At 67.7% G+C, this 19,707-nt stretch carries 18 protein-coding genes and 2 pseudogenes; 9 read left to right on the top strand and 11 right to left on the bottom strand.

The window, feature by feature from the left end:
- Positions 1 to 67 precede the first annotated feature (67 nt).
- The gene (locus tag ACWPN3_RS22905) at positions 68 to 319 is read right to left on the bottom strand and encodes a YMGG-like glycine zipper-containing protein (protein WP_492241262.1); all 252 of its coding nucleotides are present in this window, start codon (positions 317 to 319) and stop codon (positions 68 to 70) included.
- A 557-nt stretch (positions 320 to 876) separates the two neighbouring features.
- On the opposite strand from ACWPN3_RS22905, the gene ACWPN3_RS22900 reads away from it, so the two are divergent.
- Positions 877 to 1,062, top strand: a complete 186-nt coding sequence (locus tag ACWPN3_RS22900) for a hypothetical protein (RefSeq protein ID WP_492261761.1) — start codon at positions 877 to 879, stop codon at positions 1,060 to 1,062.
- Positions 1,063 to 1,212: 150 nt separating this feature from the next.
- The gene (locus tag ACWPN3_RS22895; protein ID WP_109096626.1) at positions 1,213 to 1,431 is read left to right on the top strand and encodes a hypothetical protein; all 219 of its coding nucleotides are present in this window, start codon (positions 1,213 to 1,215) and stop codon (positions 1,429 to 1,431) included.
- A gap of 12 nt (positions 1,432 to 1,443) precedes the next feature.
- Here the strand turns inward: ACWPN3_RS22895 and mtnA are convergent, their stop codons facing one another.
- Complete coding sequence (mtnA, locus tag ACWPN3_RS22890) at positions 1,444 to 2,535, bottom strand: S-methyl-5-thioribose-1-phosphate isomerase (protein ID WP_492241260.1); 1,092 nt, start codon at positions 2,533 to 2,535, stop codon at positions 1,444 to 1,446.
- A 183-nt stretch (positions 2,536 to 2,718) separates the two neighbouring features.
- On the opposite strand from mtnA, the gene ACWPN3_RS22885 reads away from it, so the two are divergent.
- The gene (locus tag ACWPN3_RS22885) at positions 2,719 to 4,389 is read left to right on the top strand and encodes a sensor histidine kinase (RefSeq protein WP_492241259.1); all 1,671 of its coding nucleotides are present in this window, start codon (positions 2,719 to 2,721) and stop codon (positions 4,387 to 4,389) included.
- Positions 4,390 to 4,504: 115 nt separating this feature from the next.
- On the opposite strand, the gene ACWPN3_RS22880 is transcribed toward ACWPN3_RS22885, so the two are convergent.
- The 3 genes from ACWPN3_RS22880 to ACWPN3_RS22870 form a co-directional block, all read right to left on the bottom strand.
- Entirely contained in the window at positions 4,505 to 4,972 is a 468-nt protein-coding gene (locus ACWPN3_RS22880; protein ID WP_098738879.1) for a Dps family protein, read from the bottom strand.
- Between the two features lie 187 nt (positions 4,973 to 5,159).
- Positions 5,160 to 6,872 (bottom strand): methyl-accepting chemotaxis protein, encoded by a 1,713-nt coding sequence (locus ACWPN3_RS22875; protein ID WP_492261897.1) that lies wholly within the window; start codon positions 6,870 to 6,872, stop codon positions 5,160 to 5,162.
- Between the two features lie 65 nt (positions 6,873 to 6,937).
- Positions 6,938 to 7,420 (bottom strand): cache domain-containing protein, encoded by a 483-nt coding sequence (locus ACWPN3_RS22870; RefSeq protein ID WP_377808416.1) that lies wholly within the window; start codon positions 7,418 to 7,420, stop codon positions 6,938 to 6,940.
- Between the two features lie 625 nt (positions 7,421 to 8,045).
- Between ACWPN3_RS22870 and ACWPN3_RS22865 the strand changes: the two genes are divergently transcribed.
- Entirely contained in the window at positions 8,046 to 10,085 is a 2,040-nt protein-coding gene (locus tag ACWPN3_RS22865) for an elongation factor G (RefSeq protein ID WP_492241257.1), read from the top strand.
- A 51-nt stretch (positions 10,086 to 10,136) separates the two neighbouring features.
- Here ACWPN3_RS22865 and ACWPN3_RS22860 read toward each other — a convergent pair.
- A pseudogene (locus ACWPN3_RS22860) lies at positions 10,137 to 11,373 on the bottom strand (argininosuccinate synthase).
- 107 nt (positions 11,374 to 11,480) lie between these two features.
- A complete protein-coding gene (locus ACWPN3_RS22855; RefSeq protein WP_492241256.1) occupies positions 11,481 to 12,017 on the bottom strand; it encodes an SH3 domain-containing protein in 537 nt (178 codons plus the stop codon).
- A 239-nt stretch (positions 12,018 to 12,256) separates the two neighbouring features.
- Between ACWPN3_RS22855 and ACWPN3_RS22850 the strand changes: the two genes are divergently transcribed.
- The gene (locus tag ACWPN3_RS22850) at positions 12,257 to 13,246 is read left to right on the top strand and encodes a 2-hydroxyacid dehydrogenase (protein ID WP_109096633.1); all 990 of its coding nucleotides are present in this window, start codon (positions 12,257 to 12,259) and stop codon (positions 13,244 to 13,246) included.
- A gap of 40 nt (positions 13,247 to 13,286) precedes the next feature.
- Here the strand turns inward: ACWPN3_RS22850 and ACWPN3_RS22845 are convergent, their stop codons facing one another.
- The 4 genes from ACWPN3_RS22845 to ACWPN3_RS22830 form a co-directional block, all read right to left on the bottom strand.
- Complete coding sequence (locus ACWPN3_RS22845; protein ID WP_492241255.1) at positions 13,287 to 13,745, bottom strand: MarR family transcriptional regulator; 459 nt, start codon at positions 13,743 to 13,745, stop codon at positions 13,287 to 13,289.
- Between the two features lie 122 nt (positions 13,746 to 13,867).
- Positions 13,868 to 15,415, bottom strand: a complete 1,548-nt coding sequence (locus ACWPN3_RS22840; protein ID WP_492241254.1) for a lysozyme inhibitor LprI family protein — start codon at positions 15,413 to 15,415, stop codon at positions 13,868 to 13,870.
- Positions 15,416 to 15,546: 131 nt separating this feature from the next.
- Positions 15,547 to 16,191: a PAQR family membrane homeostasis protein TrhA gene (trhA, locus tag ACWPN3_RS22835; RefSeq protein WP_247872846.1), complete on the bottom strand. Its 645-nt coding sequence runs from the start codon at positions 16,189 to 16,191 to the stop codon at positions 15,547 to 15,549.
- A gap of 173 nt (positions 16,192 to 16,364) precedes the next feature.
- A complete protein-coding gene (locus ACWPN3_RS22830; RefSeq protein WP_098738887.1) occupies positions 16,365 to 16,634 on the bottom strand; it encodes a ribbon-helix-helix domain-containing protein in 270 nt (89 codons plus the stop codon).
- Between the two features lie 170 nt (positions 16,635 to 16,804).
- On the opposite strand from ACWPN3_RS22830, the gene ACWPN3_RS22825 reads away from it, so the two are divergent.
- The 4 genes and pseudogenes from ACWPN3_RS22825 (at position 16,805) to ACWPN3_RS22810 (ending at position 19,699) form a co-directional block, all read left to right on the top strand.
- A complete protein-coding gene (locus ACWPN3_RS22825) occupies positions 16,805 to 16,978 on the top strand; it encodes a hypothetical protein (protein WP_199237521.1) in 174 nt (57 codons plus the stop codon).
- A 187-nt stretch (positions 16,979 to 17,165) separates the two neighbouring features.
- Positions 17,166 to 17,780: a Hint domain-containing protein gene (locus ACWPN3_RS22820; protein WP_109096636.1), complete on the top strand. Its 615-nt coding sequence runs from the start codon at positions 17,166 to 17,168 to the stop codon at positions 17,778 to 17,780.
- A gap of 283 nt (positions 17,781 to 18,063) precedes the next feature.
- Positions 18,064 to 18,705: pseudogene (locus tag ACWPN3_RS22815) on the top strand (tetratricopeptide repeat protein); the annotation flags it as partial.
- A 241-nt stretch (positions 18,706 to 18,946) separates the two neighbouring features.
- Entirely contained in the window at positions 18,947 to 19,699 is a 753-nt protein-coding gene (locus tag ACWPN3_RS22810) for a sulfotransferase family protein (protein ID WP_492261760.1), read from the top strand.
- Positions 19,700 to 19,707: the final 8 nt, after the last annotated feature.

Genomic DNA, 19,707 nt, shown 5'->3' with positions numbered 1-19,707 from the left:
GGGCCAAATCGGCCATCCTGCCCCCTCGGTATCCTTTGGGGCGTCCTCTGGTCCGCGCCCTGCGCGCTCAGCGCCGGTGCCTGCCCTCGTCCGCCGTCAAGGCGCCGACTGCCGCGCCGGCGGCACCGCCCAGCAATCCGCCATAGACGGCACTGCCGCCGGTGACTGCACCGATGGCTGCCCCGCCGGCTGCGCCGATGGCGCCGCCGGTCAGCGCGCGGTTCTCGCGATGGTTCAGGTTCGAACAGCCGCCGAGCAGGGTCGCGCCGATCAGCAGCGCCATCGCCCCGGTGGAGAATGTCCGCATGGTGGTCTTCATCGGTCTCTTCCTTCAAACACAGGCACGTCGATAAGCCGGCCGCCACCCTGCCGTCAGGCCGGGAACAGGCGGTCAAGCTTATGTTTGGTGAGTGAAGCCGGTCCTTGCTGTGACCATTTCGGGGTATCGATCTCATCCGGTCAGGGGGTTCCACTCCTTTTGGAATGCGAGCGGTACGGAAGGTTGGGCGGATGTGCGGCATGGCGCCATGCGGGGCAGCGTGTACGCCGATTCCGGCATCCGACCCGAGAAATAACAATAATAATATTATGGTTAACAAATGGTGTGGTAAGACCACGTAAATTGTGTACGGGCGTTTACAAATGGTCTGAGATTTTACGATCAAAAATTCTTGTGAATTGGGCAGGAAACCCTTTAGGACCTCATTCATTATCCCTTGGGGAAAACTGAGTTCGGCTCCTGCTGCGGGCGTGCAGACGTCCAATGCCGAAAGGCCGACACCGGGAAGACCAGAGATGACAATCGACGACAGCGATTTAGACAGGAACCGACCGCTCCGCTTGCCATCCGACTCTCCGATGGGGCGGATCGTCGAGATGGCGTTCAGCGGCCTGTGGGTGATTCGGCAGCGAGGCGTCTTGGCGGAGGTCGGCGGACGGCTCTACTGGCCCGACCGCGCTTCGCTGGAGCAGGCCGCCGCGCGGGCCGGCATTCCGCTGTCCGCCGATGTCGTGCACACCGGCTGTCTCGACACCGGCTGCTTCGACCCCGGCCGCCGCTAGCCGGCCACCGATGGGGATGGTCCATTCACCTTCCGGGGGATGGAACAACAACGAACGGACAGTTGCACAGGCGACAGGCTGCTCCCAATATCCGGAGGATCGGCAAAGGTCAGAACCGGCCGTCCCGCAATCTCCGTTTCATTGGGGCCTATGGAAGACATCGACCGCCAAAGAGCGCTTGCCTATTTCGAAAGGCTGGGAAAAGAGCGGGTTCGACTCTATACCGCCATCGACTGCGACCGCTTTCTCGGTGACTGGCAGGTCCGTGAATTGGCCGATCAATGGCTTGATGCCAAGAATGCCGAAGACGGGTCGCGCCAGTTGGGATGGCCGCTGCTGCGGCGGCTGCTGTCCAACCGCCGCCCCTGATCCCAGTCCCCCTTACCCCCGCTCCGGAAACATCCCCAGCAGCCCTTCGCGCGAGGCGGGGCAGACGCCGCGTTCGGTGATCAGGCCGCTCACCAGCCTTGCCGGCGTGACGTCGAAGGCGTAATTCGCCACCGGGCTGCCGTCGGGGGTGACGCGCACCGTCTCGATCCGGCCATCTGCGGTGCGGCCGGCCAGCTCGCTCACCTCGCGGCCGTCGCGCTCCTCGATGGGAATCTCCCGCACGCCGTCGGCGATGGTCCAGTCGATGGTCGGCGAGGGCAGCCCGACATAGAAGGGCACACCATTGTCGTGGGCGGCCAGCGCCTTCAGATAGGTGCCGATCTTGTTGCAGACGTCGCCGGTCGCGGTGGTGCGGTCGGTGCCGACGATGCACAGATCGACCTTGCCGTGCTGCATCAGGTGGCCGCCGACATTGTCGGCGATCACGGTGTGAGGGACGCCATGCTGCTTCAGTTCCCAGGCGGTCAGGCTGGCACCCTGGTTGCGCGGGCGGGTCTCGTCGACCCAGACATGCAGCGGGATGCCCTGCTCGAAGGCGGCATAGACGGGGGCGAGCGCCGTGCCCCAATCGACGGTGGCGAGCCAGCCGGCGTTGCAGTGGGTCAGCACATTGACAGGCTCACCGGTCGCCTTGCGTGCCGCCGCGGCGCGGATCAATGCGGCACCATGCAGGCCGATGGAGCGGTTGATCTCCACATCCTCGTCGGCGATGGCCGCGGCCTCCGCCTCGGCGGCGCCGATGCGCTGCGACTCGGGCAGCGGAATCAGCCGGCCGCGCATGCGCTCCAGCGCCCAGCGCAGGTTGACGGCGGTCGGGCGGGTCGCCAGCAGGGTGGCGCAGGCCCGTTCCAGACCGTGGTCGCTGGCGTCGGTCCGCAGGGCCAGCGCCACGCCATAGGCTGCCGCCGCACCGATCAGCGGGGCGCCGCGCACCAGCATGGCGCGGATGGCGTGGGCGGCCTCCTCCAGGCTGGTCAGGCGGACGACGGCGAAATCGTGCGGCAGCCTGGTCTGGTCGATGATGGCGACGACACCCTCGCCGTCCGGCCAGATGGTGCGATAGGCCGTCCCGTCGATCCGCATAAAACTATCCTCCCCATGCCTGCCGGAGTCTTGCCAAGTCCTTACCAACGCGGGATGACTTTGTCGGCACCCCACAATAGGTGGTGGCTGCTGCCGCTTCAACACGGGTAGCCTTCGGCGGAACCGTCACCCGCCGGGCGGTGTTACCGTTTCCGGCTAAGAATGAAGTGGCCGTATCTCCAGATGGTTTCCGACACGATGCCGTTGCGCGCGCTGCGTTCCCAATCCTCTCCGCTCTACCGGCTGCCCGGTTCGGCGCTGGTCCTGATCGCCTGCACCGCCGCGGTTCTGCTGACCATCGGGCTGTCGGCCGTCTTCGCTTGGCGCGATCGCAACGAGGCGGTCCAGCAGGCGACCGGCGTCGCCGGCAACATCGGACTGCTGGCGGCCGAACACGCCGCCCGTCTGATCGAGTCGGGCGACCTGCTGCTGACCCAGGCGGCGACCTTGGCCAGTCCAGCCGGCACGCCGCTGCCCGACGATGTCGCGACCCGCGACCGCATGGCCCTGCTGGCGGCCAGCGCGCCCCATGTGGTCGGGCTGGAGATCCGCGATGCCGCGGGCGCCCTGCGGCTGTCGAGCCTGCCGGACGCAGCACCCGGCGCCGGCATGCCGGCGCTGAAGCCGAATGGCATGACCATCGGCAGCGGCCGGATGGGCAGGCGCGCGGTGGTTGTCCTGGCGCAGCCTCTGCCGGGCGGTACGGCCGCCAGCGGTGCCGGCGCCGCGCCGCGCGGCTGGGCGGTGGCGGGGCTCGACGCGCGGGCCTTCCGCGATGTCTACCGCTCGCTCGACGTCGGCTACGGCCACAGCATCTCCATCATGCTGCCGGACGGAACGCCGCTGCTGCGCGAACCGGAAGGTGGCGGCACCATGGGCGGCAATCCCGGGGATGAAGCCGCCAGCCACGCCGACGACATCACCGTGACCCGTCCGATCGGCGACACCGGCCTGTCGGCCGCGGTGACCATCACCACCGAAAGCGTCCTGCGGCGCTGGAGCGAGCGGCTGTGGATTTACGCCGCCTTCGCCGCCGCGGCCTGCGCGACGGTGGCGGTGATCGGCGCGCTCGCCATCCAGCGCGCCCGGAAGGAGCGCGAGGCCGAGGACGCCCTGCAACACGCCTATGACACGCTGGAAGAAAACGTCCACCAGCGCACCGCCCAGCTGGAGCGGGCCAACGCCCAGCTGGAAGCGGCGGTGACCGACAAGGAGGTGTTGCTGAAGGAGGTTCAGCACCGGGTGAAGAACAACCTCCAGGTCATTTGCAGCCTGCTGCGCCTCCAAGCCGCCCGCATCGACGAGAGGGCACGGCGCGGCTTCGACGAGAGCCTGCGCCGCATCCAGACCATGAGCCTGCTGCACGAGCTGCTCCACCGTTCGGCCGAGCCGGCGCACATCAACTTTGCCGACGCGCTGCGCCAGATGTGCGACGGGCTGGTCCGTTCCGACAACCCGACGGCCGCCCGGCTGGAACTGGAGGCGCAGGACTGGATCGTCGATGCCGACCGCGCCACGCCGCTGGCCATCGCCACCAGCGAGCTGGTGTCCAACGCCCTGCTGCACGCCTTCCCGCACGGTCATCCGGGAACGGTGCGCGTGCTGCTGGAGCGCGAGGAAAACGGCATGCGGCTGATCGTGCGCGACGACGGCGTCGGGCTGCCCGCCGGCATGCCGAGCCAGCACAAGCGCCCAAGCCGCGGCGGCGCCAGCAGCGGGCTCGGCCTTAATCTCGTGCAGGCGCTGTCGCACCAGGCCGGCGCCACGCTGAAGATCGAGCGTGACGGCGGCACCATCTTCACCCTGACCATTCCCAACCTGCCGGTCCGCCAGCACGCCAAGACCGCGGCGTAGCGGAACCGTGGCGTAAGGAAAGCGGTCGGACTGAAAACGGAAAGGGCCTCCCGATCCTGCCGGATGGGGAGGCCCTGACCCTGTGCGGCCGACCGCAGCGCGGCCGGTGCGGTGACTACTCCAGCATGCTGCGCAGCATCCAGGCGGTCTTGTCGTGGATTTGCAGGCGCTGGGTCAGCAGGTCGGCGGTCGGCTCGTCGCTGCCCTGCTCGGCCAGCGGGAAGACGCCGCGGATGGTGCGGGCGGCGGCCTCATGGCCTTCGACCAGCTGGCGGATCATGTCGTTCGCCTTGGGAACGCCCGCCTCTTCCTTGATCGAGGCCAGCTGCGCGAACTGCGAGAAGCTGCCCGGCGCCGGATAGCCCAGGGCGCGGATACGCTCGGCGATCTCGTCCAGCGCGGTCCACAGCTCCGTATACTGGGTCATGAACATGGTGTGGAGTGTGTTGAACATCGGACCGGTGACGTTCCAGTGGAACGAATGGGTCTTGATGTAGAGCGCGAAGGTGTCGGCCAGAACCTTGTTCAGCCCTTCGGCGATGGATTTGCGGTCTGCGTCCGAGATCCCGATGTCGATTTTCATGCTTCGATCCTTCTTGTTGGGTCCTGCATCATAACCCGGCATTGGCGCAGCCGTCACCGGCCGCTGCCCCCCGCGGTCCCGGGACAACAGCTTGGGCGCAGGCGGATCGTTTCAAGTCCGATGCGGCTAAACTTCACAGATGGGTGATGAGACGCTGACTTATGCCGCCGCCCTCTGCCCGTTCTCCTCAACCCGCCCGAAGCCGGCCGATGAAGTTCGTCACCTCGCGGCTCAGGGTCACCGCCTGACCGTCCAGCAGTTCCGCGGCGCGCAGCACTTCGCCGGCGGCGGTGCCGGTTTCCCCGGCGCTGGTGGACACCGTGGCAATGGTGTGGGAGACCTCGGCGGTGCCGGCAGCGGCCTCCTGCACGTTGCGGGTGATCTCCTGGGTGGCGGCGGCCTGCTGTTCCATGGCCCCGGCGATGGAGCCGACGATCTCGTCGATGCCGACCACCGTTTCGCCCACCCCCTTGATCGCGGTGACGGCGGCTCCGGTCACGCCCTGCATGGTGGCGATCTGGGCGCCGATCTCCTCGGTGGCCTTGGCGGTCTGGGTGGCGAGGTTCTTCACCTCGCTCGCCACCACGGCGAAGCCCTTGCCGGCCTCGCCCGCCCGCGCCGCCTCGATGGTCGCATTCAGCGCCAGCAGGTTGGTCTGGGCAGCGATGGAGTTGATCAGGCCGACGATCTCGCCGATGCGGTGGGCGGCGTCGGACAGACCGACGACGTGGGCGTTGGTCTCCTCGACCGCGCGCACCGCGCCGCGCACCATGTCGAAGGACCGGCGGACCTGATCGCCGATCTCGGCGATGGAGGCCGACATCTCCTCCGTCGCGGCGGCGGCGGTCTGGACGCTGGTGCCGGCCTGGGCGCTGGCGGCGGCGACGGTGGCGGCCTGCCGGTTGGCGCTGTTGGCGCGCTCCAGCATGCCGGCGGCGTTGCTGCGCACCTGATGGGCGCCGGAACCGACCAGTTGAACCACCTCCGCCACGCGGGCCTCGAACAGGTCGGCCAGTTCCTGGATGGCACGGCGTTTTTCCACCTCGGCTTCCGCCTTCTGGCGCTGCTGGTCGGCGGTCAGCCGCTCCACCTCGCGGGCGTTGGTCTGGAACACCTCCAGCGCGCGGGCCATGGCGCCGATCTCGTTGTGCATCCAGCCGCCTTCGACCGCGGTGTCGAGCTTTCCGGCGGCTAGATCGGCCGTGTTGCTCGACAGCCGCTGCAAGGGCCGGGTGATGGAGCGGGCGAGCAGCAGCCCGGCCGCCATCATCGCCAGCAGCAGCCCGGCCATCACCAGGGCGAAGTCGCGGCGGGCCGATGCGGCGGCATCGCGGGTGGCCTGGGTGGCGGCGGCGGTGGAACGGCCGATGGCTGCCTGCGTCTCCATCACCTTGGCGGTCAGGGCGGCGAACTGGTCGTCGGTGTGGGCCATCATCGGGATGCCGATCAGGCGGTCGATTGCCGCCATCTGGTTCATCTCGTCCACCGCCTTGGCATAGGCGCCGATCCGCGCCGACACCTCGTCCAGCATCGCCCGCTCCGCCTCGACCAGTGGCATGGCCCGCAGCTCGGCAATGGCTGCGCGCGCCTTGCCCAGGTTGGCGGCGATGGCGTCGCGCATGGCCTGGAGCTTCTTCTCTTCGATCCCGGACCCCGACAATGCCAGATGCCGGGACACGTCGCTGTGGATGACGTAGGCGATGGCGACCAGCCGGTCGATGCGGCCCAACTGCTCCGCCGCCTCGCGGTGGATGGCGTCCACGGCGCCCAGGGCCTGCTCCGACTGTCGGTCGGCCAGCACCAGCGCCGCCACCGTCAGGACGATCCCCATCAGGGGCGCTGCGAACACACGGCCTGCCACAGACAGGCCGGACAGACGCGCAAAGACACCGCCGCTCATGCTCACCCCCAACAGTTCCGCCCCCAACGGCCCTACCCGCCGGTCATCGCCCTACGCGGGAGCCGTCACTTGTAGATGCCGACATAGGCGACCAGTTCCTGGCCCGGCACGCGCTTCACGTAGGTGATCTTCGGTTCGATCCTGTTGCTGGCGGGGTTCAGCCAGCGATACTCGACCCAGCCTTCGCCCTTGTCCTTGGCGACGGCCAGCACGTCCTGGACGATGAAGCGGCCGTCCGGGTCCTTGACGTTGATGACGCTCTGGCCGACGCCGGCCGGACGCGGCGGGTAGACCTTCCACACGCCGGTGAAATCGATGACGTTGACGTAGATCTCACCGTGCTTGTACGGACCGTCGGCGTTGAACGCCTTGGCGGCCTCGTCCAGGCCCTGGGCGGCGATCAGGTCCGCCGCCTTCAGGGTGATGGACTTCGCGTCCTCCTGCGTCGGCTTGGCCTGCTCGGCGACGGCCGGGCTGGACAGCGGGGCGGAAACGGCAGTCCCGACGGCAATCAGGGCGACCGCCAGCAAACGAAACCACAGGCGCATGTGCACTTTCCCCAAGGAATGCGGGGCGGACGGCAGATGCCGCGCGACCCTGACGAGTTTTGTCCGGCCGCCATCGCCTTCGCATGTGGCCATTTTCCCGTAAGGCTACTAGCAGAAGGTTTCATGGGTTTGTTCGTTGCATTTCCAAGCGATCATATTGCATTGCAACATAGCAATATTACGAATGAGAGACGAGACAACACATCCTTGAGGATTATCTCGTTGCATTTGAAGGTATTATCCGTCCGGCTGGGGCGGCCGGACAGGGATCGGCGGGTCATCCACGCGCCGATGCGGCTTATCGACGCATCGGCCGCGCCCACAGCCCGCGCGTGACGGTTTGCCGCCCCTTTTTTCCATCGACAGCCGTGCCATTCGGGTGGAGCATCGAAAGTCCGATGCGGGCGCCCCGCCGGCCCCGGACCAGATGCGTTTTCCAGCGCCCGTCCGCCGCCGCCCGTCGCCCGATCCGGACGCAATCTTCTGGAAGTGCCAAGTCTTTAAAGTGCCAGTCTGAAGTGCCACACGCGAACGGGCCGCCCCGGCGGCCGGGGCCGGCGGCCCCATTCCCGCCCTGGCCCCGTCCCCCGGTCACGACAGCCCGAAGCTTCGACGGGAGGTGTGAATGCCGCATACGCAAATCCGGACGGCGCGCTGCGCGGCGCTGGTCGGCCCCTATCTCGCCGGCAAAACGACACTGCTGGAAAGCCTGCTGTTCGCCGCCGGGGCCGTCACCCGCAAGGGCAGCGTGCGCGACGGCAATGCCGTGGGCGACAACTCGCCGGAGGCGAAGGCCCGGTCGATGAGCACCGAGCTGAACGTCGCCTCCTTCGATTACCTGGGGGAACGCTGGTCGATCCTGGACTGCCCCGGTTCGGTGGAACTGGCGGGAGAAGCGCAGGCGGCGCTGATGGCCGCCGACATCGCCATCGTCGTGGCGGAGGCCGCACCGGAAAAGGCCGTGCTGCTGGCCCCGCTGTTCAAGGTGCTGGACGACCACCGCATCCCGCATCTGCTGTTCATCAACAAGATCGACACGCTGGGCGATATCAGGGTTCGCGACGTCGTCGCCGCCTATCAGGAGGTTTCGGCCCGCAAGCTGGTGCTGCGCGAGGTGCCGCTGCGCGAGAACGGCCAGATCACCGGGCTGGTCGATCTGGTCAGCGAGCGTGCCTGGCGCTTCAACCCGCACAAGCCGTCCGACTTGGTCGCCCTTCCCGACGGCGCCCGCGACTGGGAGGCGGAGGCGCGGCAGGCGATGCTGGAATCGGCGGCCGATTTCGACGACGGCCTGCTGGAAAAGCTGCTGGAGGACATGGCTCCCGACAGTGCCGAGCTATACGAGACGCTGGCGCACGAACTGGCTGACGATTTGATCGTGCCGGTCTTTTTCGGGTCGGCGGAGAACGACAATGGCATCCGCCGCTTGCTGAAGGCCCTGCGGCACGAAGGGCCGGAGGTTGCCGCCACCGCGGCCCGCATCGACATCCCGGCCGACACGGCGGTAGCGGCGCAGGTGGTGAAGACGATGTTGGGGTCCCATGCCGGGAAGCTCAGCCTCGCCCGCATCTGGCGCGGCACCGTCACCGACGGCATGATTTTGGGGGCTGAGCGGGTGTCGGGCATCTTCCAGCAGTTCGGCCGTGACCAGACCAAGGTGCCACAGGCCGTCGCCGGCGACCTCGTGGCGCTCGGCCGGCTGGAAAAGGCGGCGACCGGCGACCGTCTGACCGAGAAGGCCAATCTTGGCCCGCCCGCCGACTGGCCGGCCGCTGCCCCGCCGGTGCATGGGCTGGCGCTCCGCGCCGAGAACCGCAATGACGAGGTGAAGCTGTCCGCAGCTCTGCAGAAGCTGCGGGAGGAGGACCCGTCCCTGACGCTCGACCAGTCGGCCGAGACCGGCGAACTGGTGCTGTGGGGCCAGGGCGACGTGCATCTGAAGCTGGCGATGGACCGGCTGCGCAGCCGCTTCAACGTCGCGGTGAGAGGCCAGCCGCCGCAGGTGCCCTACAAGGAGACGATCCGCAAGGGCACCGGCCACCATGCCCGCTTCAAGCGCCAGACCGGCGGCCACGGCCAGTTCGCCGACATCCATGTCGAGATCCGGCCGCTGCCGCGCGGGTCGGGCATCCGGTTCGAGGATGCGGTGGTCGGCGGCGCCGTGCCGCGCCAGTACATCCCGGCGGTGGAGGCCGGCGTGCGCGACGCGGCGGTGCGTGGGCCGCTGGGCTTTCCGGTGGTGGATTTCGCGGTGGCGCTGACCGGCGGCCAGTTCCACGCCGTCGACAGCTCCGACATGGCCTTCAAGACGGTGGCGCGGCAGGCGATGGCCGATGCCCTGCCGACCTGCGAGCCGGTGCTGCTGGAGCCGATCCTGACCGTCACCATCGCGGTGCCCAGCGCCTTCACGCCGAAGGTCCAGCGTCTGGTCAGCGGACGGCGTGGCCAGTTGCTGGGCTTCGATGCGCGGCCGGGCTGGCCCGGCTGGGACGAGGTGAAGGCGTGCATGCCCCAGGCGGACATGCAGGATCTGATCGTGGAGCTGCGGTCGCTGACCTTCGGCGTCGGCAGCTACAGCGCCGAGTTCGACCGGCTTCAGGAGGTGGTCGGCAAGGCGGCCGACCGGGCCGTCGAAATCCGCCGCGACATGCTGGCGGCACAATAAGCGGTTGGACGCTCCACCGCCCGGCTGGCGGGCGGTGGAGCAAGTCCCTTATCAGCCGATCTTCTGCTTGGCCATCGCGCCCAGACGCAGGCGGAGCGCGTTCAGCTTGATGAAGCCTTCCGCGTCCTTCTGGTTGTAGACACTGTCCTGCTCGAAGGTCACATAGTCCATGCGGTACAGCGAGTTGGGCGACTGGCGGCCGACGACCGTGACGTTGCCCTTGAACAGCTTCAGACGGACGGTGCCGTTGACCAGCGACTGGGTTCTGGTCGATCAGCGCCTGGATGGCCAAGCGTTCCGGGCTCCACCAGTAGCCGCAATAGATCAGCTCGGCGTAGCGCGGCATCAGCTCGTCCTTCAGGTGGCCGGCGCCACGGTCGAGCGTGATGCTCTCCATCGCGCGGTGCGCCACCAGCAGGATGCTGCCGCCGGGGGTCTCGTAGACGCCGCGCGACTTCATGCCGACATAGCGGTTCTCGACCAGATCGAGGCGGCCGATGCCGTTCTCGCCGCCCAGCCGGTTCAGTTCGGTCAGCAGGGCCGCCGGCGACAGCGCCTTGCCGTCGATGGCGACCGCGTCACCGTTCTTGAACTCGACTTCGATGTAGGTCGGGGTGTCCGGCGCCTTTTCCGGGGCGACGGAGCGGGTGTACATGTCCTCGTCCGGCTCGACCCACGGATCTTCCAGCGCCTTGCCCTCGTACGAGATGTGCAGGAGGTTGGCGTCGGTGGAGTAGGGGGCCTCGCCGCGCTTGTCCTTCGCGATCGGAATCTGGTTCTTCTCGGCGTAGTCCAGCAGCGTGGTGCGGCTGTTCAGGGTCCATTCGCGCCACGGCGCGATGACCGTGATGTCCGGGCGCAGGGCGTAATAGCCCAGCTCGAAGCGGACCTGGTCGTTGCCCTTGCCGGTGGCGCCATGGGCGACGGCGTCGGCGCCGACCATGTTGGCGATCTCGATCTGGCGCTTGGCGATCAGCGGCCGGGCGATCGAGGTGCCGAGCAGGTAGGTGCCCTCGTAGAGCGTGTTGGCGCGGAACATCGGGAAGACGAAATCGCGCACGAACTCTTCGCGCAGATCGTCGATGAAGATGTTTTCCGGCTTGATGCCCAGAAGCTCCGCCTTCTTGCGGGCAGGCTCCAGCTCCTCGCCCTGGCCGAGGTCGGCGGTGAAGGTCACCACCTCGCAGGAATAGGTTTCCTGCAGCCACTTCAGGATGACCGAGGTGTCGAGGCCGCCCGAATAGGCGAGCACCACTTTCTTGATCTGTTTGCCGGACGCGCCGCTCATGGGACTGCTCTTGCAGAAGAGAAAGGTAAGGCCGCGACCGTACGGCCTTTCCCGCCCGCCTTCAAGCCCTGCCGGCGCCGATCTGCACCTGGGAATGACGGGACCGGCTACTCGATCTTCTCGCCGGGGTAGGTGCCCCAGAAATCGGCGCGCTTCATCCAGCCGCGATAGCCCTTCACATCGACCTCGCACCACTCGTCGCGGCACTTCTTCAACGATCCGATGACACCGGGCTCGGCCCGCGCCACCACGCCGCTGTCGCCGCGCGGCGACTCATGGATCGCGCGGGTCTGGCCGACGATCAGCACGCCGCGGCGTCCGGACAGCGCGCTCTGGTGTACCCAGCCTTCCGCCCCCTCCCAGTCGCGGATGCGGCGCCAAGTGTCGAATTCCTGGATGATCTCCACCGGCATGTCCTTGCGCTTGAACACCCATTCGATGGGGTAGCTGCCGTTGGGGCCTGAGCGCAGGTTCACCTCGCCGACGCGCACGGTGACGAAGCGGGGGATCGGCAGGCCCGACGCGTGGGTCGGGTCCTTCCCCTCCGCGGCGAGCGCCGTGCCCTCAACGCCCGCGAAAAGCCCCGCCCCCAACCCCGCGATCAGGGCCAGAGCAGCGAAGACGGAGCGGCGGCGGACAGGCATGGCGGCACCGGAACAGGGACAGGGGAGGGCAAACCGGGCCGCACTATAGAGACCACCCGTTCGATAGGGCAAGCGCCGCCACCCCCAATCGGACGGTGCGGCCGGCTTGCCGCAGGGTGGCCTTTCGCGACGGACTTCTGGACAGTCCAACGACCGCTTGGTATGGCAACCATGGACCGGAGCAGCCTGTGCCGAGACCTTCAGATGCGGGCAGCCGGGGCAAGGGAGGACCAGCACCGATGACCGACAAGAAGAAGCCGCTCGTTGTCGTCACCCGCAAGCTGCCGGACGTCATCGAGACGCGCATGATGGAGCTGTTCGACACCCGGCTCAATCCGGACGACGTGCCGCTCACCCCCGCCCAGATGCAGGACGCGATGACCATCGCCGAGGTGCTGGTGCCCACCGTCACCGACCGCATCGACCGCGCGCTGATCGAGGCCGCCGGGCCGCAGCTGCGGCTGATCGCCTCGTTCGGCACCGGCGTCGACCACATCGATCTGAAGGCGGCGCGCGAGCGCGGCATCGTCGTCACCAACACCCCCGGCGTCCTGACCGAGGATACCGCCGACATGACCATGGCGCTGCTGCTGGCCACCGCGCGCCGCGTGGCGGAGGGCGAGCGGCTGGTCCGCTCCGGCCAGTGGACCGGCTGGGGGCCGACCACCATGCTGGGCCACCGCATCAGCGGCAAGCGGCTGGGCATCCTGGGCATGGGCCGCATCGGCTCGGCGCTGGCCAAGCGGGCGCGCGCATTTGGAATGTCGATCCACTACCACAACCGCCGCCGTGTCCATCCGGAGCTGGAGCAGGAGCTTGAGGCGACCTACTGGTCCAGCCTGGACCAGATGCTGGCGCGGATGGACATCGTGTCGATCAACTGCCCGCACACGCCGGCCACCTACCATCTGCTGTCGGAACGCCGGCTGAAGCTGCTGCGCCCGCACTGCTACATCGTCAACACCTCGCGCGGCGAGGTGATCGACGAGGTGGCGCTGACCCGCATGCTGTCGAAGGGCGAGATCGCCGGCGCCGGCCTGGACGTGTTCGAGCATGAGCCGGCGGTCAACCCGAAGCTGCTGCGGCTGGACAATGTTGTCCTGCTGCCGCACATGGGCTCCGCCACCATCGAAGGCCGCATCGACATGGGCGAGAAGGTGGTGATCAACATCAAGACCTTCACCGACGGCCACGCCCCGCCCGACCGCGTTCTGGAAGCGCTGCTGTAAGACGCAGTTCCCTTCCCCTTCGGACAGGGGAGGGGACCGGTCAGGGCGCGGAGACCTCCAGCGGGGCGGCCTCCCGTGCCGGGACCTCCTGCAGCTCCGCCTCCAGCCTTGCCTTGGCGGCGGCGGCCAACTGCTCGTCGGCCTGGATGCGGGCCATGTCCTCCGGTGCGACGGCGCCGGCGGCGATCACCAGTTCGGCGAAATCGGACAGATAGACGCTGCCCTTCACGGTGCGCTGGACCAGCACGTTGCGCTTGTCCTCGGCATCGCGCTTGCGCTTGACGAAGCCCAGGACCGACAGACGGTCGAGCGCACGGGTCACCGCCGGCTTGGAAATGTTCAGCAGGGACGCCAAACCGCGCACGGTGTGCGGCGGGTCGGTCAGATAAACCTGGAGAAGGATCGCCAATTGCCGCGCCGACAGGTCCGGCGCGTCCTTGCGGACGCTGGCGACCAGCGCGGTGCGCCACAACCCGAGCGCCTTGAGGTTCCGTGCCATGCCTCCCCCCGGAAAGCCGCGTGCGGTTCCGCAACCGCAGCACGCGCCGCGAAGTGTCGCTTACCCGAACGATGCAGGCAAGGCTTTCGCGTTCCCGGGAGAAGGACGGCGCCGGTGCCTGTCTATTTTCCTTCGCGTTTCAGCACCACCGGCTTGGCCGTGCCGGTGACCAGCAGATTTCCGCCGGCAAGCGGAACGACGGTCAGGCTGCCGCCGGCCGATACCGGGGCGAGGCTGACCGCTTGGCTGGCGGCGTTGGCGGCGGGCTTCACCCCGCCGGGGACCTCCTTGGGGTCGAAGACGGCATCCTCCCCCTGGCCGGCGACATCATAGCCCGTGCATTCGTTGCCGATGCAGATGCCGGTCTCGTCGATGCGCGCCTTCCCGGCGGGGGCGTTGAAGGGCGGGTCCTCCGCCCCGCCGCCGCTCCAGCTCCAACTGCCGCGCAGCCAGTCCGGCAGGCGGGTGTCCTTCTGGAGCTCCAGATTGTCGGTGATCAGGCCGATGCTGCCATTCAGCCCCTGGGCGGCCACCGCCTCGGCGATCTTGCGGGCCTCGGCGGCGGGAATGCCGTAGCGGGTGGCGATCTGCGGCGTCCAGGCCGTTACCGCACCGTCCACGCCCTTGCGCAGGCTGTCGCCCCAGCCGGGCGCGATCCAGCGCGGGTTGGACCAGCCGGAGGCATCCTTGACCAGCTGGGGCAGTTGCGGGGCATCGGCGCCCTGATCGGCGCCCTGATCGGCGAGGAACAGGCGCGGATCGACCGCCGACTTCATGCGGTCGATGCCCATCTGGCGGTAGGTGGCGAAGCGGATGGTGCCGGTGCGGTTGGAAGCCGCCTCCAGCATCGGGGCGAGCAGGTCGTCAACCGCCTTCCAGGCGGGAGTGGCGAGCAGGGCCTTGTCGTCGGGGCAGGCGGGATAGGCGCCGAAATTGTCGCGGTTGCTGCCATAGAGCGGTTCCATCGCCTTCCAGGCCGCCGCTCCCCGCTTTTCCATCACCGAACAGGGCCATGCCATCTCCACCTCGTCGCTGACGACGCGCAGAGCGGTGAGGAAGCCGTCGTCGGTGGCGAGATCGACCCCGGATGCCGTCTCGCGGGCGTAGGAATCCTCGATGCCGGCGATGGCCTCGCGCAGCAGCGCCTCCGCCTTCGCGCGGTCGGGGGAGGGGCCGAAGCGCAGCAGGTAGGCGTTCCATCCCTTGCCCAGCTCGCCGCGGATTTCGCCAAGCCGTTTGGCGGCGCCGGCCGGATCGCCGGGGATGCCGTCGACGATGGCGGACATCGCGGCGACCGCCTTCGGCATCGACTCGGACAGCGCGGTGCGCCGCGTATCCAGCACCGGGCCGAGGCAGGGGCTTGGTGCCGCGGCGGTCGCACACTGGTTGCGCTGCGCCAGCCAGGACCGCTGTTCCGCCCGCAGCCGGTCACGGTCGGCGGTGCCAGACAAATCCTGCAGCGACTTGTAGAGATCGGCGATCTCCCGGTCGGCATCGGCCAGCTTGGGATCGGCGCAGATCGCCTTTTCCACCGGTGTGGAGGCCGCCTTGCAGTCGAAGGACGGCTCCGCCCTTGCGGCCCCGCCGACCACCATGATCGAGAGTGCGGCTGCCGCCCCTGCGAGCATCGCGCCGCCGATGGACGGCCTCCCACTTTTGCGCCTGTCCATAGCCGCTCGGTTTTTCTCTGCCCGGCCCATCATGCCTTCCTGGGACTGTGATCCGCGGAAGATACGGAATCCGTTGCGGCTTGTCCTCTGCCGCAACGGCAATTCCGTGGAGCGGCAATCAGAGAAGGCGGTCAAAGAAAAGCGACTGCGATTGCGGCGAAATGGCAGCTGGCCGCGGCCAGCACGAACAGATGCCAGACGGCATTGTTGTAGGGCATGCGATCCATCAGATGGAAGACGACGCCGACGGTGTAGACGAGCCCGCCGGCGACCAGCAGCCACAGGGCGGGCGCCGACAATGCCGATCCCAGCGGTTCCAGCGCCGTGACCACTGCCCAGCCCAGTCCAAGATAGAGCGCCAGCCCCAGCCGGTTGAAGCGACCTGGAAAGCGCAGCTTCAACGCGGCGCCGAAGGCGGCCCCGCCCCACACGGCGCCGCCCAGCCCGATCCCTTGGCCCAGCCCCAGCGTGAAGGGCGTGTAGGTACCAGCGATCATCACGAAGATCATGGCATGGTCGATCCGCCGCAGCACTGCCTTGCCGAAGCCGGGCGGGGCGAGGTTGTAGGCGGCCGAGGCCGTCAGCATCCCCAACAGACCCAGTCCGTAGACGGTCAGCGCCAGCGCGGTGTGGACCGGCACGGCGCCGGAAAACACACCGTCATTCAGCAGCCAGACGAAGCCGGCGAGGCCGGCGGTGACGCCGATGGCATGAACGACCGCATCGGCCCGCCGCTCACCGACGCTGTAGACGGGAAACTGGTGGGCATCCTGCATTGGCACACCGCTTCGGTCGACGCGAAAGAGAGAGGTCGGCCGCCGGAACGGGGCCTGCGTCGAACATGGTGTGCCGGCGGCGGCCTCGCCAGCGGTCCTGTCCGATGGAACGAACCCGGCGGGCGCCGCTTCGGCGAACCGCTTATGCCGGACGGAACGGCCGCATTACGCCGTCACTCCGCTGCGAAGGCCACGGCCGCGGTGTGGCGGTGGCGCGGCATCGGCTCCGACAGGTTGGCGGCCTTGCGGAAGTAGCACAGGGCATAGACACGGACGCAGCCGGTGAGATTGTCGCAGTCCTGGCGTTCGGCATCGATCTTCGACACCAGCTCGCTCATCGTCATGAATTCGCGGGCGCAGATTTCCTCAAGCGACTCCCACTCCACCGGCATCAGCTTCATGCTGGTCCGCTTGCCGTTCACCCTGATGTTGCGCATGTGCATGGGAGAGCCCTCCGTTGCTGATGCATAAATGGGTATGCGAAACGACGGGGTGCGTGCTGTGAAGTTCTTCACAGGGAAAACGGCCCTCCGAGCGGGGAGCTGTCGAAAGGCCGGGCGGGCATCGTGGGATCGATATCGGATCGGGGGACGGCATGACACGGAAAGAAGCCTTGCGTGCGATCATGAATGAGGCGGCTGCGGCACGTTCCGCCCTGTGCGAGAACGAACTGGTCATCCGTCTGGACAACATCCTCGCCATTGCCCGCGAAGCGCTGGAGGGGCAGGACGGGGACGAAATGCCGCAACCGTCACGGAACGAAGGCGGTGGCTGCCCGGAGCGGTGAAGGGGATCGGTCACATCCAAGGGACTGAGGCAATTGGTCACGGGTGGTCGTAAATTTGCACAACTTCGCACACCCACGAATTGCATAGGGGGGTAACCTTCCAGACTTACCACCGTCATCCCCGATCCTGGAAAATCCGGGAGGGCAGGCGGAGGGCTTCTCAAACCGAAATGGGACTTCCCACTCAATGGCTCCGATCCCGACTCCGACCTGCATCCTCCGCGGCACTTACGTTCATACCATGCTGGGCGAAGTGCCCGTCGAAAGCCTGAAGATCGGCGATATGATCAAGTCGTCGGTGAGCGGTGAGTTCCGTTCGATCCGCTGGATCGGCCGGCGTCTGCTGGCGGGCTCGTCCTTCGATACCGAGCATCTGCGCAAGGTCCATCTGCCGGTGCGGATCGCCCGTGACGCCATCGCCCGGAACATGCCGTCCCGCGATCTCTATATCTCCCCCAGCCATGCGCTGCTGATCGGCGATTATGGTGTTTCGGCCCGTCTGCTGATCAACGGCTCGTCGATCCGGCAGGTGGATGCGATGGAGGAGATCGAGTATTTCCACATTGAACTCGACAGCCATGACGGCATGTACGCCGAAGGGCTGCCGGTCGAGACCTATCTCGAAGCCGACAACCGTCAGGCCTACGACAACGCTGCCGAGTATGAGGCGCTGTATCCGGGAGACGACCCGCGCATTCAGGAACCCTGTGTGAAGATCGACATCCCGCTGGCCGCGCTGGAGCAAATCCGCAAGAACGTGAACAAGCGCGCCGAGCAGATCGAAACGGCCGAACTGGCCTGAAGCCGAGCCTGGCCCGCCTGTGGGCTTGATTGTCGATTGTAAGCGAGGGGCCGTCCTGTGGGGCGGCCCTTCCTGCATTGGCGGATGCTGACGACGTCTACGAGCTTCACCCGGAGCGCACCGGGGTTCCAGCCGACATGGAGGCGTTGCCGGCGGGCAGTGCTGATGAAGGAATGCGAGCCTCTGCGGCAGAGGACCAGTCGACAACCCATCTTGGGATAGTCGATCAGCCAAGGATTGCCGTAGTCCAGGCTCTTCACTATCCTCTGTCGAACCAAGCCCCATGCGGGCGTCCAACCCTCCTGGCGCCCCCCTAATGCCGACCATGCCCATCGACCGTCCAAGCGCCAACCCCGACGCCGCGGCGCTGGAGCGGCGGTTACGGGCCGCACCCGATGACGTTCCGGTGACGCAGGAGCTTGCCGGGCTGCTGTTCCGAACGGGCCGCGCGGCGGAGGCCGAATTCCATGCTCGCAATGCGGTCCGGCTGGCACCGGAAAGCGCACGCTCCCACCTGCTGATGGCATTGGTGCTGGCCGATACCCACCGGCCGCAGGCTGCCGAGTTCCATTACCGCCGTGCGCTGGCCCTGGCGCCGCCAGACGCTGCGACCGTGGCGAATCTCGCCTGGGCCCTGACGCAGCAGGGCCGACCGGACGATGCCCGGCGGACCTACCGGCTGGCCGCGACCCTGCACCCGTCCATCGCCCTGACATGGCACGGCTGGGCACAGACCGAGGATGCGGCCCGCGATCTCCCCGCCGCGCAACGCTTCGTGGGGCGCGCCCGGCGTCTCGATCCCGGCCATCGCGGCGTCAACACCTTCGCGGCGGCCCTGCTGGCCCGGTGCGGCGATCCGGAGCAGGCGCTGGCGGTGCTCGACACCGCAGCGGCCCGGCATGGCGCCGATCCCGACGCGCTGCTGGAGAAGGGACGCATTCTCGACCGGATGGGCCGCCACGATGAGGCGTTCGCCGCTTTCGCCACCGGCAAGGCTCTGCTCCGGCAGGCCGGGCGTCGCTACGGCGAGGAGCCGGCGGTGGATTCTGATCGCGCGCCTCGCCGCCTTCTTCGTCGCGCCTCGCCTGCGCCTGATGCCGCGATTGGACACGTCCACAGCCGGGGCCACAGCCGGAGCCGCCGCCGGGACGCAGCCGGTTTTCATCGTGGGTGCCCCACGCTCCGGCACCACGCTGGTCGAGCAGATCCTGTCCTATCACCCCGCCGTCGCTGCGGGGGACGAACTGCCGTCCCTCGGCGCGGTGGTCCAGGCGCTGCCGCAGATTCTGGGCAGCCCGCTGACCTATCCAGAAGCGCTGTCGGAGCTTTGGATGGGCGACCAGCGCGACGGGCTGGAGCAACTGCGCGACGCCTATCTGCGCCATGCCCGCAAGCTGGTCCCGGTCAAGCCCGGCCACACGCTGTTCACCGACAAGATGCCCTTCAACGAAACGCATCTCGGCCTGATCGCGCTGATGTTTCCCGCCGCCCCGGTCGTTCATGTGCTGCGCCATCCGCTGGACGTGGTGCTGTCGATGATGGGGACCAACCTGACCCACGGCTTCCATTGCGCCAACGATCCGGAGACGGCAGCCCGCCACGTCCTGCGGGTGTTCGATCTGGTGGAGCATTACCGGCGCGAGATGCCGTTGCGCTACCTGCCGCTGCGCTACGAGGATTTGGTGCGCGAGCCGGAGCCGGCGGTGCGGCGGTTGCTGGGTTTCCTCAGGCTGGGGTTCGACCGGCGCTGCCTGCGCTTCGAGGAGAACCGGCGCTTTGCCCGCACGCCCAGCCACGCCCAGGTCGCGGAGAAGCTCCACGGCCGATCCATTGGTCGTTACCGTGCCTATATGGCCCATCTGAAGCCGGTGATCCCGATCCTGGAGCCGGTCATCCACGGGCTGGGCTACAGCCTGTAGCCGCCGCC

The sequence above is a fragment of the Azospirillum sp. UENF 111221 genome (assembly GCF_058780625.1).
The sequence above is the reverse complement of the archived record's forward strand: the minus strand, read 5'-3'. Positions and strand labels throughout refer to the sequence as shown.